General features: G+C 74.7%; 4 protein-coding genes. 3 read left to right on the top strand and 1 reads right to left on the bottom strand.

Annotation, left to right across the window (positions count from 1 at the left end; all coding sequences use genetic code 11):
* Positions 1–67 precede the first annotated feature (67 nt).
* Positions 68–1,072, top strand: a complete 1,005-nt coding sequence (locus BLS95_RS37785) for an ACP S-malonyltransferase (RefSeq protein WP_218136182.1) — start codon at positions 68–70, stop codon at positions 1,070–1,072.
* Positions 1,073–1,082: 10 nt separating this feature from the next.
* Here BLS95_RS37785 and BLS95_RS37780 read toward each other — a convergent pair whose 3' ends face one another.
* Entirely contained in the window at positions 1,083–1,328 is a 246-nt protein-coding gene (locus BLS95_RS37780; protein WP_090943103.1) for an acyl carrier protein, read from the bottom strand.
* 44 nt (positions 1,329–1,372) lie between these two features.
* Between BLS95_RS37780 and BLS95_RS37775 the strand changes: the two genes are divergently transcribed.
* Entirely contained in the window at positions 1,373–2,923 is a 1,551-nt protein-coding gene (locus BLS95_RS37775) for an AMP-binding protein (protein ID WP_090943101.1), read from the top strand.
* Between the two features lie 115 nt (positions 2,924–3,038).
* Positions 3,039–15,017 (top strand): type I polyketide synthase, encoded by an 11,979-nt coding sequence (locus tag BLS95_RS37770; RefSeq protein WP_090943099.1) that lies wholly within the window; start codon positions 3,039–3,041, stop codon positions 15,015–15,017.
* The last annotated feature ends 8 nt before the right edge of the window (positions 15,018–15,025 follow it).

Raw genomic sequence — 15,025 nt, 5'->3', positions numbered from 1 at the left:
CCGACCGGATCACGATGAGGGGTACTAGGGGTGGGGTCGGCCGGGCGGCCGCGGTTAGCGTGCCCTGGTGGACAACGCATCGAGTCACGAGATCGCGATGGTTTTTCCAGGGATGGGGCCGACCGGCTTCGCCGACATCGAGCGGTTCGCCACCGAGGTGCCGCTGGCGTGGCGGCTGTTCGCCGAGGCCGACGAGGCGCTTGGCTACCCGGTGCTGGACCGGTTCCGCCGTGCGGACGGCGACTACTCCGAGTACGCCCAGGTGGCCTTCCTGGTCACCTGTCTGGCTCTGGCCGAGTGGGCGGAGCATGAGGCGCTGCCCGCCCGCCCGGGGCTGTGCACCGGGCCGAGCTTCGGCGGTAAGGTGGCCGCCGCCTATGTGGGCTCGCTGGGTTTCGCCGACGCGGTGTGGATGACCGCCCGGCTGGCCCGGTGCGTGGCGGACTACTTCAGCCGGGAACACCGGAGCCTGGTCACCCACTCGTTCGTCCGGGTGGATCCAGGGGTGGCGGAGGAGATGCTCGGCGAGCTCACCGCGCGGGGCCGCGTGGCGGACGTGGCCTGCCGCGTGGACAGGGACTTCTTCATGGTCACGCTGTCGGCGGACGATCTGCCGGGGCTGGAGAAGGGGATCCGCGCCGCCGGCGGGCTGTCGCTGTACACGATGCGGCCGCCGATGCACTCCCCGTCCTTCGCCCGGTTGCGGGAACGCGCGGAGAAGGAGGTCCTGGACGAGTTGGAGTTCGCCGAGCCGCGGCTGCCGGTGATCTCCGACCACGACGGGTCGTTGCTGACCACCGGGGAGCAGGTGCGGAACCTGCTCCTGGACGGCTTCGTCCAGCGGATGCACTGGCCGGGGACGGTCGAGGCGCTGCACGCCCGGGGAGTGCGCACGGTCTGCGTGGCCGGGCCGGACGCCCTGTTCGGCCGGGTGCCGGCCACCACACGGCACTTCAAGGTGGTGCCGGTCGGCCCGAAGCGGCCGCTTCTCGCCGCCGCGGCTCGCGATGCCGAGCCCCGCTCATCGCGCGTCGGGGAGTCCAGTGCGGAGCGTGGCTCGGCGGCGGGGTGACCCGGCGGTCTCAGAGGGCTGGACGGGCCGCGCTGAGCGCCGCCCACAAGGCTCCCGGGGTGGTGAAGGTGTCCAGGACGAGCGCCTCCTCGTCGAACTGTACGGAGTAGTCGGCTTCCAGCGCGCTCAACAGTTCCACCGCGCCCATGGAATCCAAACCGAATTCCCTGAGGTTGGTGTCCGCGGTGAGCTCGTCGCCGGAAGACAGCAAGGGAAGGCGGTGCCGCAGCAGCGCCTCAAACTGTTTATCCCACATGGCTCTGAATTATGCCTCAATAACTCGCGCTGGGGGAGAAGAAAATGGGCGAAGATATTCACCGGAACCTCCACGGGCGATTTCTGGGCGGACTGGCCGCCGCGCCGCGCGGTGCGGCGCTGCGCCTCGGCGACCGCACGGTCACCTTCGAGGAGTTGCACGAGCTCGCCCTCGTCTGGGCCGGGTCGCTGCTCCACAGCGGCGTCACGGGCCCGATAGGGGTGCTCGCGGATAAGGGGATCACGGCCTACGCCGGGGTGCTCGCGGCGCTGTACGCCGGGGCGACGGTGGTGCCGCTGCACGCCGGCTTCCCGCCCGACCGGACGGCGCGGATGGTGGCGGCGGCCGGAGTCACCGCCGTCATCGCCGATGAGCGCGGCGCCGGCCTGCTGCCCGAGCTGCGGGATCTCGGTTACCGCGGGGACGTGTTGCTGCCCCAGGGCGGCGAAGGGGGGATTCCGGTGGCGGCCGCGCACGCGCCGGCCGAACCGCGCGCGGTGCCGCCCGAGGCCCCCGCCTACATCCTGTTCACCTCCGGTTCGACCGGCCGGCCCAAGGGTGTGGTGCTCACCCACGGCAACCTGCACCACTACTTCGGCGTACTGGACGGACGCTACGACTTCGGCCCCGACGACGCCTTCTCGCAGACCTTCGACCTGACCTTCGACTGCGGGATCTTCGACCTGTTCTGTGCGTGGGGCGCGGGGGCCGCGGCGGTGCCGGTGCCCCCGCGCGGCCACGCCGACCTGCCCGCCTTCCTGGAGCGTCACCGGGTGACCGTGTGGTTCTCCACGCCCAGCGGCATCAGCCTGGCCCGCCGGCTCGGCTCCCTACGGCCGGGCACACTGCCGGGCCTGCGGTGGAGCTTCTTCGCCGGAGAGGCGCTGCGCTGCCAGGACGTCGAGGACTGGACCCGCGCGGCGCCGTACTCCACGGTGGAGAACCTGTACGGGCCGACCGAGCTGACCGTGACGATCACGGGTCATCGCTGGTCGCCGGAACGCTCCGCGAAGCTCGCGGCCAACGGCGTCGTGCCGATCGGCGCCGTGCACCCCGGACACCAGGTCCTGCTCGTCACCGAGGACGGCCGGGTGACCGAGGAGGCGGAGGGGGAGCTGTGCGTCACCGGGCCGCAGCTCACCCCCGGGTACCTGGATCCGGAGGACGGCGTGGGCCGCTTCCTGGAGCACGCGGGGCAGACCTGGTACCGCACCGGCGACCGGGTGCGGCGGCTCCCCGGGGACGAGCTGTGCTACCTGGGCCGGCGGGACGCCCAGGTGCAGGTGCAGGGCTGGCGGGTGGAACTGGCGGAGATCGAGCACGCGCTGCTGGCCGCCGGCGACGGGGTGGCCGAGGCTGCCGCGGTGGGGGTCGACGGCGCGGCCGGCACGGAGCTGGTGGTGTTCTACACCGGCGAGGCGCGTCCGCCGGTCGAGCTGGCCAACCGGCTGCGCCGTACGCTGCCGCACGGCATGGTGCCCAAGCGATATCACCACCTCGACGAACTTCCGCTCAACGCCAACCGCAAGGTGGACCGAAAGGCGCTCACCGAGCGCGCCGGCGAACTGCTCCGCGCCGACAACAATTGGTCTTAGGGGGCGCTTAGGGGTTAGTCGGACTCCGAACGTTTCGTAGTTTGGTGGCGGCACCGAAAGGGTGAGAACCATCACCCCTGGCGAGCTCAACGCTCCTAATATTCTTAGGTTGGTAATGGACAACGAAGAGAAACTTGTCAATTACCTGAAAAGAGCGACGGCGGATCTGCGGGAGTCTCGGCGGCGGTTGCGTGTCGCCGAGGACCGCCTGCGCGAGCTGGGCGTCGGCCCGGACGGCGGGGCGCCGATCGCGATCGTCGGCATGGCCTGCCGGTACCCGGGCGGAGTGACCGCTCCCGAGGACCTGTGGCGATTGCTCACTGACGAGGTGGACGCGGTCACGCCCATGCCCGCCGACCGCGGCTGGGACATCGAGGCGATCTACGACCCGGAGCGCGGCAAGCCAGGGAAGACCTATACCCGCGAGGGCGGCTTCCTGCGCGATGTGGCCGACTTCGAGCCGGAGTTCTTCGGCATCGGCCCCAACGAGGCCACTGCCATGGACCCGCAGCAGCGGCTGCTGCTGGAGACCACCTGGGAGGCGGTGGAACGCGCGGGGATCGACCCGACTTCGCTGCGCGGCAGCCGTACCGGGGTGTTCGTCGGAGTGATGTACGGCGACTACGGCTCGCGTAGCGACCGGGTGCCCCGCGGCGTGCAGGGATTCATCGCGCACGGCAGCCACCGCAGCGTGGCGTCCGGGCGGATCTCCTACCTGTACGGCTTCGAGGGGCCCGCGGTCACCGTGGACACCGCATGTTCGTCGTCGCTGGTGGCGCTGCACCTGGCGGCGCAGGCGCTGCGCGGCGGCGAGTGCGAGCTGGCGCTGGCCGGCGGCGCCACCGTGTTGTCCACCACGGAGCTGTTCGTCGACTCCGGCCGGCAGGGCGTGCTCTCCCCGGACGGCCGCTGCAAGTCGTTCGCCGCGGCCGCGGACGGGGTCGGCTGGGGCGAAGGGGTCGGCCTGCTGCTGCTGGAACGGCTCTCCGACGCGCAGCGGAACGGGCACCCCGTGCTGGCCGTGATCCGCGGCTCCGCCGTTAACCAGGACGGCGCCAGCAGCGGCCTGACCGCGCCGAACGGCCCGTCCCAGGAGCGGGTGATCGGCGCCGCGCTGGCCGCGGCGGGGCTGTCGCGATCGGACGTCGACGTCGTCGAGGGGCACGGCTCCGGGACCGCGCTGGGCGATCCGATCGAGGCGCAGGCGCTGCTGGCGGCCTACGGGCAGGGCCGCGACCGGCCGCTGTGGCTGGGGTCGGTGAAGTCGAACATCGGCCACGCCCAGGCGGCGTCCGGCGCCGCCGGGGTCATCAAGATGGTCCTGGCGATGCGGCACCAAACGCTCCCGAAGACGCTGCACGTGGATGCGCCGAGCGGGGAAGTGGACTGGTCCGTCGGCGCTGTGGAGCTGCTGACCGAATCCCGGCCATGGACGCGGAACGGCCACCCGCGCCGCGCCGGTGTCTCAGCGTTCGGGGTCAGCGGCACCAACGCCCACATCATCCTCGAGGAGGCGCCGGACGAGGCCGTCCCGGCAGAGTCCTCACCCCCTGACCGCACGGCCGCGCCTCCCGCGGCGTCCCCGGTGATGCCGGTGGTGGTGTCGGCCAAGTCCGAGGCGGCGTTGCGCGCGCAGGCCGACCGGCTGGCCGGTTTCCTCGCCGAGCGCGGCACCGACGCCGAGATGGCGGACGTGGCGTGGGCGTTGACCCGGCGGGCGGCGCTGGCCCATCGGGCCGCGCTGGTGGCCGGCGACCGGGACGGCCTGCTCGCCGCGCTGCGCGGCCTGGCCGCGGGCGAGCCGCCGCCAGGCGTGACCGTCGAGGCGGCCCGGACCGGGCGGCTGGGCCTGGTGTTCTCCGGGCAGGGCGCACAACGGCTCGGCATGGGCCGCGGCCTGTACGAGCGCTTCGGCGTGTTCGCGCAGGCCTTCGACGAGGCGGCCGAGCTCTTGACGGCCGAGCTGGCCGGTGTCTCCGGTGGGTCGCCCGGGGTCGGCCTGCGTGAGGTGCTGACATCCCAGGCCGACAAGACGGCCGACGCCCTGAACCAGACGGTGTTCGCGCAGGCCGGGCTGTTCGCGGTGGAGACGGCGTTGTTCCGGCTGCTGGAATCGTTCGGGGTCCGGCCGGATTATGTGGCCGGGCATTCGCTGGGGGAGATCAGTGCGGCGCATGTGGCGGGGGTGCTGGACCTGGCGGATGCGTGCCGGTTGGTTGCCGCTCGTGGCCGGTTGATGCAGGCACTGCCGGCCGGGGGTGCGATGGCGGCGATCGGCTGCGGCGAAGAGGTGCTCGCTGCGGTGCTGGCCGGTTACGACCGGGTGGCGGTGGCGGCGGTGAACGCGCCCGGCGCGGTGGTGGTCTCCGGCGCGTCCGAGCAGGTCGCCGAGGTTGTCGAGTGGGCGCGGCAGCAGGGGCATCGGACCCGGCCGCTGCGAGTGTCGCATGCGTTCCACTCCCCGTTGATGGAGCCGATGCTGGCCGAGTTCGGGGAAGTGGTGGCGGGGCTGACGCTGCGGCGTCCGGCGTTGCCGCTGGTGTCCAACGTCTCAGGTGACCTGGCCGGCGAGGAAATCACCCGGCCCGAGTACTGGGTCGAGCACGTGCGGCGGCCGGTGCGGTTCGCCGACGGCGTCGACGTCATGCGGCGACGCGGGGTCACCCGCTTCCTGGAGGTCGGCCCGGACGCGCAGCTCGCCCCCATGGTCGAGGAAATTCTCGCCGACGGCGGCCACGCGGGCCTGGTCGTGCCGCTGCTGCGCCGCGACCGCGACGAGGCCGCTCACTTCGGTGCCGCACTCGGCTCGGCCTGGGCCGGGGGCGTGACCGTGGACTGGGCCGCCTGGTTCGCCGACCGTGAGACCCCGCCCCGTCCCGTCGGCCTGCCCACCTACCCGTTCCGGCGGCGCCGGTTCTGGCTGGAGGCGCACCGGGCGGGGGACGTGTCGGCGGTCGGCCAGGCGCCTGTCGAGCACCCGCTGCTCGCCGCCGCGGTGACCCACCCGGACGGCGCCGTCACCCTCACCGGGCAGTTGTCCCCGCGTACCCAGTCCTGGCTGGCCGACCACACGATGAACGGCACCGTGATCTTCCCCGGGACCGGCTTCGTGGAGCTGGCGATCCGCGCCGGCGACGAGGTGGACTGCGGTCGGCTGGACGAGCTCGTCCTGGAGACCCCGCTGGTCATCCCCGCCGCGGGGGGCCGCGAGGGGGACACCGGCGTAGCCGTACAGGTCGCCGTCGGGGCGCCGGACGATCGGGGCCGCCGCGCCGTGGAGATCCACTCGACGACCGGGGAAGGCTGGATCCGGCACGCTCAGGGCACCCTGGCGCCCGCCACGGCCGACGGCGTCGGCCTCACCGCGTGGCCGCCCCCGGACGCGCGGCCCGTGGACGTCGACGGACTCGACGACCGGCTGGCCGAGCGCGGCTACGAGTACGGCCCGGCGTTTCGCGCCGTGCGCGCCGCCTGGCGACGCGGTGACGAGTTCTACGCCGAGGTAGCGCTGCCGGAAGGGGTGGACTCCACCGGATACGGCGCGCACCCCGCACTGCTGGATGCCGCGCTGCGGGTGGGCCTGCTGCCCGAAGTGGACGGGGAGACGACCGAGCACGGGCGGCCGGTGGTTCCGTTCGCTTGGCGCGGGGTCGAGCTGCACGCCACCGGCGCCGCCGCGGCACGGGTACGGCTGCGCCCGGACGACACCGCCGGGGCGGGAGCCGTACGGCTGGACCTGGCCGACGCGACTGGCCGCCCTCTGGCCACTGTGACCTCGCTCGAGTCCCGCCCGCTCGCCGCCGACCTCCCGGTCGGCGGCGGGGCGACGCACCCGCTTTACGAGGTGGAATGGCGGCCGCTGGCAGCCCCGGACAACGGCGCGGCGGAGGGGCCGGCCGCGCGGGACGCCATCGCGGCGGCCGAGGTGCACGTGGCCGCCTGGGATGACATCGCTGCCCAAGACGACACCGCGCCGGCCACATCCCCGCCGGAGCTGGTACGGCACGGCGTGGCGGCCACTTTGGAGCGCCTGCGGCGCTGGCTGGCCGGCGAGCCCTCCGCCGAGGACACACTGGTGATCGCGACCAGAGGCGCGGTCGCGATCGGCGACGCGGCGCCGGACGTGGCGCAGGCGGCGGTCTGGGGGCTGGTCCGGGCTGCCAGGGAAGAGAGCCAGGGACGGATCGTCCTGGTCGATCTGGACCCCGAGCTGGACCCGGACCGCGCCGTGATCGACGAGGCCGCCGCGGCCGCGTTGCGCGCAGGAGAGCCCGAGGCGGCCGTTCGCGCCGGCGGGCTCTGGGTGCCCCGGCTGACCCGCCTCGACGCCGGCGGCCCCGCCGTACGGCGAGCCGAGAATGACGCCGATGTGGCCTGGCCGGCCGAGGGCACCACGCTGATCACCGGGGGGACCGGTGGCCTGGGCGCCCTGCTGGCCCGGCACCTGGTCACCGAGCACGGGGTGCGGCACCTGGTGCTGACCAGTCGCCGCGGCCTCGACGCACCTGGCGCGGCCGAGCTGCGCGACGAGTTGACGGGGCTGGGCGCCGAGGTGACGGTGGCCGCCTGCGACGTGGCCGACCGCGCCGCGCTCGCCGCGCTTCTGGACGAGGTCCCGCCCCAGCGTCCCCTCACCGCCGTGGTGCACGCGGCCGGAGTGCTGGCCGACGGCACCATCCCGGCGCTCGACGAGGAGCGGGTGGCGCGGGTGCTGCGGCCCAAGGTGGACGGCGCATGGCACCTGCACGAGCTGACCCGCGACCGCGACCTGCGGGCGTTCGTGCTGTTCTCCTCGACGACCGGGCTGATGGACTCCGCCGGACAGGGCAACTACGCGGCGGCCAACGCCGCGCTGGACGCGCTCGCCGTACGGCGGGCCGCCGCCGGGCTCCCGGCGATCTCGGTGGCCTGGGGGGCGTGGGAGGCGGAAGGCGGCATGGCCGGCCGGCTGGACGGCCGTCAGGCCGCACGTCTGGCCGCCTCCGGGATGCGAGCGCTCACCGCCGCGGAGGGGCTGGCCATGTTCGACGCGGCGCTGGCCGCGGGGCACCCCGCGCCGGTGGCCTGCCGGCTGGACCTCGCCGCGCTGCGCGGCCGGGACACGGAGCCGCCCGCGGTGCTGCGCGCGCTGGCCGGCCGCCGGTCGGCCCGTGCCGCCGCGGCCGGGCCGGGCTCGCTCACCGATCGGCTGGACCGGCTGTCCCCGGCGGAGCGGCGGGAGCTGCTGCTGGGCGTGGTCCGCGCGGAGGCCGCCGGCGTGCTGGGGTACGGCGCGGCCGAGTCGGTGCCGGTGGACCGGGCCTTCCAGGAGCTGGGCTTCGACTCGCTGTCCGGAGTGGAGCTGCGGAACCGGCTGGGCCGACGGGTCGGCGTGTCGCTGCCGGCGACGCTGGTCTTCGACCACCCGACGGTGACCGCGCTGGCGGCCTTCCTGGCGGACCGGTCCGGAGCGAAGCCGGCGCCGGCGCCGGCGACCCTGACGGCGCCCCCCGTCACGACCGACCCCATCGCGATCGTGGGGCTCGCCTGCCGGTACCCGGGCGGCGTGGACTCCCCGGAAGACCTCTGGCGGCTGTTGACCGAGGGCGGGGACGCGGTGGGCGAGTTCCCCGCCGACCGCGGCTGGGACCTCGGGTCGCTGTTCCACCCGGAGCCCGGGCACGAGGGCACCTCGTACGCGAGGGAGGCCGCCTTCCTGTACGGGGCCGCCGACTTCGACCCGGACTTCTTCGGGATCAGCCCGCGTGAGGCGGCGGAGATGGATCCGCAGGAGCGGCAGTTCCTGGAGGTGAGCTGGAACGCGCTGGAGCGGGCCGGGATCGACCCGACGTCGCTGCGGGAGACCAGCGCCGGGGTGTTCGCCGGGGTGATGTACCACGACTACGTGCCCGCCGGCGCCGGTGGCGCCACGGTCTCCGGGCGAGTCTCGTACACCCTTGGCCTGCGCGGCCCCGCGCTCTCCGTGGACACCGCCTGCTCGTCCTCGTTGGTGGCGCTGCATCTGGCCGCGGACGCGCTGCGGCGCGGCGAATGCGACCTGGCGCTGGCGGGCGGGGTGACGGTGATGGCCACCCCGGGGGCGTTCGTGGAGTTCTCGCGGCAGCGGGGCCTGGCCGCCGACGGCCGATGCAAGGCGTTCGCCGAGGCGGCTGATGGGGTCGGCTGGGGCGAGGGTGTCGGCGTTTTGGTGGTGGAGCGGCTGTCGGACGCCCGCCGCCGTGGGCATCGGGTGTTGGCGGTGCTGCGCGGCTCGGCGGTGAACCAGGATGGGGCGTCGAATGGGCTGACCGCGCCGAACGGCCCGTCGCAGGAGCGGGTGATCGCCCAGGCGCTGGCCTCGGCGGGAATCGGTCCCGCGCAGGTGGACGTGGTCGAAGGACACGGCACCGGGACCGCGCTGGGCGACCCGATCGAGGCGCAGGCGTTGCTGGCCGCTTACGGGCAGGATCGGCCATCGCCGTTGTGGCTGGGGTCGGTGAAGTCGAATCTGGGGCATACTCAGGCGGCGGCCGGGGTGGCCGGTGTGATCAAGATGATCCTGGCGATGCGGCACGGGCTGTTGCCCAGGACGTTGCACGTCGATGCGCCGTCGTCGAAGGTGGACTGGTCCGGCGGGGCGGTGGAGCTGCTGACCGAACCCCAGCCCTGGCCCCAGGACGCGGACCGGCCGCGCCGGGCAGGGGTGTCCTCGTTCGGCATCTCCGGCACCAACGCCCACGTCATCCTGGAAGAACCGCCCGTTGAGGAGCCGGCGGCCGTCGGCGACGGCACGGTTGCGCCGTCGGCGGAGATCGTGGCCGGTGAGGACACCGCCGCGCTTCCGGTACTTCCGCTGCTGGTGTCGGCCAAGAGTGAGGCGGCGCTGCGGGTGCAGGCCGACCGGCTGGCCGGGCTCATGACCGAGCACGACGAGGCCGATCTGCTGGATGTGGCCGTCGAGCTGACCCGAAGGGCCGGCCTGCCGCGACGCGCGGCCGTACTGGGCGAGACCCGGGATGCCGCGGTGGCCGGGCTGCGCGCCCTGGCCGCCGGCGAACGGGCCGCGGAGCTCGTCCGAGGTCTCGTGCACGACGGCGCCGACCAGCCGGTGTTCGTCTTCCCCGGGCAGGGCGGTCAGTGGCCCGGCATGGCGATCGAGCTGCTGGACTCCTCGCCCGCGTTCGCCGCGGCCCTGGAGCGCTGCGCCGCGGAGATCGAGCCGCTGGTGGACTGGCGGGTGCGCGAAGCGCTGCGCGACGCCCGGATGCTCGACCGGGTCGACGTGGTCCAGCCGGTGCTCTGGGCGGTCATGGTGGCGCTGGCGGAGACCTGGCGCGCGGCCGGGGTCGAGCCGGCCGCGGTGGTCGGCCACTCGCAGGGAGAGATCGCCGCCGCCTGTGTGGCCGGGGCGCTGTCCCTGGCCGACGGGGCGCGGGTGGTGGTGACGCGCGCCCGCGCGGTCGCCGAGCGCCTGTCCGGCCGGAACGGCGGCATGATGTCGGTGGCGTTGCCCGCCGAACGGATGACCGAGGTGCTCGCCGAGTACGGCGACGCGGTGTCGGTGGCCGTGGTGAACGGGCCCGGCCTGGTGGTGCTGGCCGGCGACGCCGAGGCGCTGGACGCGCTGGAGGCCCGGCTGCGGGCGGAGGGCACCCGCGTCAAGCGGCTGGCCGTGGACTACGCCTCGCACGGCGCGCAGGTGGAAGTGCTGCGCGAACCGCTGCTGCGCGAACTGGCGGAGCTGCGCCCGCGGACCGCCCGGGTGCCCTTCTACTCCACGGTGGTCGCGGCCGAGTTGGACACCGCCGGGCTCGACGCCGAGTACTGGTACACGAACCTGCGGCGGACCGTGCGGTTCGCGGAGACCACCCGGGCGCTGCTGGCCCGGGGCCGCCGGGTGTTCCTGGAGATGAGCCCTCATCCGATGCTCACTCCCGCGATCGAGGAGACCGCCGCCGCGGACGGCGTGGTCGTGGCCGCGCTGGGCACGCTGCGCCGTGACGAGGGCGGCCGGTTCACCACGGCGCTGGCCGAGGCGTGGCTGCGCGGAGTGCCGGTGGACTGGCCGAAGGTCCTGCCGACCGCGCGGCGGCGCGTGGAACTGCCCACCTACCCCTTCCAGCACGACAGGTACTGGAAGCCGGCCACCCAGGGTGGACCGGCCGGGCTGAGCGCCGCCGGCCTGGACTCCGCCGACCATCCGCTGCTCGCCGCGGTGCTGGACGAGCCGGACGGTGACGGGCTGGTCTTCTCCGGCCGGCTGTCCATCGCGGGTCAGCCGTGGCTCGCCGACCACCGGGTGGCCGACCGGATCGTGGTGCCCGGCGCCGCGTTGGTGGAGATGGCGTTGCACGCCGCCGACAGGGCCGGCTGCGACATGCTGGAGGAGCTGGTCCTGGAACGCCCGCTGGTGCTGCCCGACGACGGCGCGACCCGGGTGCGCGTGGTGGTCGGCGCCGCCGAGGACGGCCACCGGCAGATCTCCGTGTACGCGGCGCCTGCGTCGGCGGACACGGTCGGCGCCGGGGCGACCCCCGCGTGGACCCGGCACGCCACCGGCACCCTGGCGACGGCCGCCGACGCGGAGCCGCCCGCCCCGCAGCCGACCTGGCCGCCGGGAGACGCGCGGCAGCTGGACATCGGGGACCTGTACGAGACCCTGGCCGCCGGCGGGTACGGCTACGGGCCGGCGTTCCGCGGGCTGCGCCGTGCCTGGCGCCGCGGCGACGAAATCTTCGCCGAGGTCGCTTTGGCCGAGCCGGTCGCCGGCGAGGCGGACCGGTTCGGGATCCACCCGGCGCTGCTGGACGCCGCGCTGCACACCGCCGGGCTCCTCGACGGTGAGGCCTCCGGCGCGCCCCGGCTGCCGTTCACCTGGCGCGGCGTACGGCTGCGCACCACAGGCGCCACCGCGGCACGGGTACGGCTGCGCGGCGTCGTCGACCGGCCCGGTACCGACGAGCTCGACGGCGGGCGGAACGGTTCGGCCCCGGGGACGACGGACCGCTTCGCCATCGAGCTGGCCGACGCCGGAGGGACCCCGATGGCCTCGGTGGACGCCATGGTGGTGCGCCCGGTGACCGACGGGGAGCTGGCTCACGCGGCGGCGGCGAACGTTCTGCCACCGCGGCTCACCTGGACGCCGCTGCCCCCCGTGGGTCCGCCGACCCCGCTGCCCCCAGTGGGTACGCCGGCCCCGCTGCCCCCGGTGGCCGAGCCGGTCGCCAACGGCGCGGGATCGGCCAATGGCGCGGCCGAGCCGGTCGCCAACGGCGCGCGATCGGCCAACGGCGTGGCCGAACCGCGGGCCGACGCGGCGATGGCACACCTCGCCGCCCCGCACCGGGAGGAGTCCGCCGGGGCCGCGATCCCGGGCCTCGAGGTGTTCCACGTGCCCCGCGACGGTGGCGAGGACCCGGCCGCGGCCGCTCACACGGCCACCCGGGCCACCCTGGCCGCGCTGCGCGGGTGGCTGTCCGGCGACCGGCCGGACGGCGCCCGACTGGCCGTGGTGGTACGGCGTGCGGCGGCGGTCGTCCCAGGAGAGGACGCCGATCCCGCACACGCGGCGGCCACCGGCCTGGTGCGTGCCGCGCAGGCGGAACATCCCGACCGGTTCGTCCTGCTCGACACCGACGAGCAGGACCTGCCGTGGGCGGCGGTGCGGGCGGCGATCGAAGCGGGCGAACCGGAGCTGGCCCTGCGGGCTGGCACGGTTCACGTGCCGCGGCTGGTGCGGGACGCCGACGCGCTCGTCCCCCCGGCCGGGCCGTGGCGGCTGGCCACCACCGGCAAGGGCACGCTGTCCAACCTCGCGCTGATGCCGGCGCCGGAGGCGACCCGCCCGCTGGCTCCCACCGAGGTACGGCTGGCGCCCCGCGTCGCCGGGATCAACTTCCACGATCTGGTGGTCGCCCTCGACATGATCACGGAGGAGGACGACGGCCTGATCGGCGAGGCCGCCGGGGTGGTGCTGGAGATCGGCTCGGCCGTCACCGACCTGCGGCCGGGCGACCGGGTGACCGGCCTGGTCGACGGCGGCGCCGGCACCGTGGCGATCAGCGACCGGCGGCTGCTCGTCCCGATCCCGGACGACTGGTCGTTCACCGCGGCCGCCGTGCTGCCGATCGTCAATCTCACCGCCTACTACGGCCTGGTCGACCTGGCCGGCGTGAGCCCGGGGGATCGGGTGCTGGTGCACGCGGGCGCGGGCGGAGTCGGCATGGCCGCGATCCAGCTCGCCCGGCACCTGGGCGCGGAGGTCTACGCGACGGCCTCGCCCGCCAAGTGGCCCGTGCTGCGCGCGCTCGGCCTGGACGAGGCCCACCTGGCCTCCTCCAGAGACCTCGGCTTCCGGGAGAAGTTCCTGGCCGCCACCGGCGGCGCGGGGATGGACGTGGTGCTCAACTCGCTGGCCAGGGAGTTCGTCGACGCCTCGCTGGAACTGCTGCCCCGCGGCGGCCACTTCCTGGAGATGGGCAAGACCGACATCCGGCGGGCGGAAGAGGTGGCCGACACCCACCCGGGCGTCGTCTACCGGGCCTACGACATGGTGGCCCAGTCGCGTACCGAACATCCGGCGGGCACCCCGGAGCGTGTCCAGGAGATCCTCGCCGAGGTGCTGCGGCTGTACGAACGTGACGTGCTGCGGCCGGCCCCCGTCACCGTCTGGGACGCCCGGCGCGCCAGGGACGCCTTCCGGCACCTCCAGCAGGCACGCCACGTCGGCAAGCTCGCGCTGACCGTGCCGCGGGAGCTCGACCCGGACGGCACCGTCCTGATCACCGGCGGCACCGGCGTACTCGCCGGGCACGTCGCCCGCCACCTGGTGACCCGGGCCGGCGCGCGGCACCTGCTGCTGGTCACCCGCCGTGGCGCCGACGCACCCGGCGCCGCAGAGCTCCGCGACGAGCTGGCCGAGCTGGGCGCCTCGACACGGGTCGAGTCCTGCGACGTGGCCGACCGGGACGCCCTCGCCGCGCTGCTCGACGGCATCCCGGCGGCGCATCCGCTGACCGGGGTGGTGCACGCGGCCGGCGTCCTCGACGACGCCACGATCGCCTCCCTCACCCCGGACCGGCTCGCCGCGGTGCTGCGTCCCAAGGCCGACAGCGCCTGGCACCTCCACGACCTGACCCGAGGGAACGACCTCGCCCTGTTCGTCATGTTCTCCTCGGCCGCCGGGCTGCTCGGCTCGCCCGGGCAGGGCAACTATGCCGCAGGGAACGCGTTCCTGGACGCGCTCGCCCAGCATCGGCGCCATCTCGGCCTGCCAGGCCACTCGCTGGCCTGGGGGCTGTGGGCGGAACGCAGTGCGATGACCGCCCACGTGGGCACGGGTGACTCGGCGCGGCTGGCCGCGACCGGGCTGCGCGAACTCGACACCGAGACCGGACTGCGCTGCTTCGACGCCGCCGTCTCCGGGGACGCCCCGGTGGTGCTCGCCGCGGACGTGGACGCGGACGCGCTGTCCGGCCACCCGGTGCCGCCGGTGCTGCGTGGCCTGGTGGCCGCGCCGGCGCGGCGACGGGCCGCGGCCGACACGCTCGCGACGGAGGAGTCGCTGACAGAAAGGCTGACGGGGCTGCTCCCGGCCGAACAGCGCCGCATCCTCCTCGACCTGGTCCGCTCGCACGTGGCCGCGGTGCTCGGGCACGCCGGCGTCGACGCGATCGCGGCGGAGCGGGCCTTCGCCGAGCTGGGCTTCGACTCGCTGACCGCGGTGGAGCTGCGGAATCGGCTGGCCGAAGCCGCCGGGCTGCGCCTCCCGGCGACGCTGGTCTTCGACCATCCCAACCCGGGGGCACTGGTGACGTTCCTTCTCGAGGAACTCGACCCGGAGCACGCCGACCCGGCGCGCGCCGTACTCGACGAACTCGAACGGCTGGAGGCCACGATGGCCGAGCCGCTCGCCGAGGCTCCGCCCGGGCAGGCCGACGTGGAGGCGGTGGCGGCCCGGCTGGAGGCGCTGGCCCGCCGGTGGCGGGAGGCGCACCGCCGTGCCGACGGCAACGGAGCTCCGCGCGACCGGGTGCGGGATCTCGCCGCGGCGACCGACGAGGAGCTGTTCGCGGTGCTGGACAGCGAGCTGGGCGGCCCTGGCGGGACGTCCTGAACGGGGGA

The organism is Nonomuraea jiangxiensis (genome assembly GCF_900099965.1).
Classification (GTDB): domain Bacteria; phylum Actinomycetota; class Actinomycetes; order Streptosporangiales; family Streptosporangiaceae; genus Nonomuraea; species Nonomuraea jiangxiensis.
Note: the sequence above shows the minus strand (reverse complement) of the source record. Positions and strands in the feature narration are given on the sequence as shown.

What these genes read in the sequence shown, in the direction of transcription:
- BLS95_RS37775 (WP_090943101.1), top strand. Translation starts at nt 1,373, where the DNA reads ATGGGCGAAGATATTCACCGGAACCTCCACGGGCGATTTCTGGGCGGA.
- BLS95_RS37780 (WP_090943103.1), bottom strand. Translation starts at nt 1,328, where the DNA reads ATGTGGGATAAACAGTTTGAGGCGCTGCTGCGGCACCGCCTTCCCTTG.
- BLS95_RS37770 (WP_090943099.1), top strand. Translation starts at nt 3,039, where the DNA reads ATGGACAACGAAGAGAAACTTGTCAATTACCTGAAAAGAGCGACGGCG.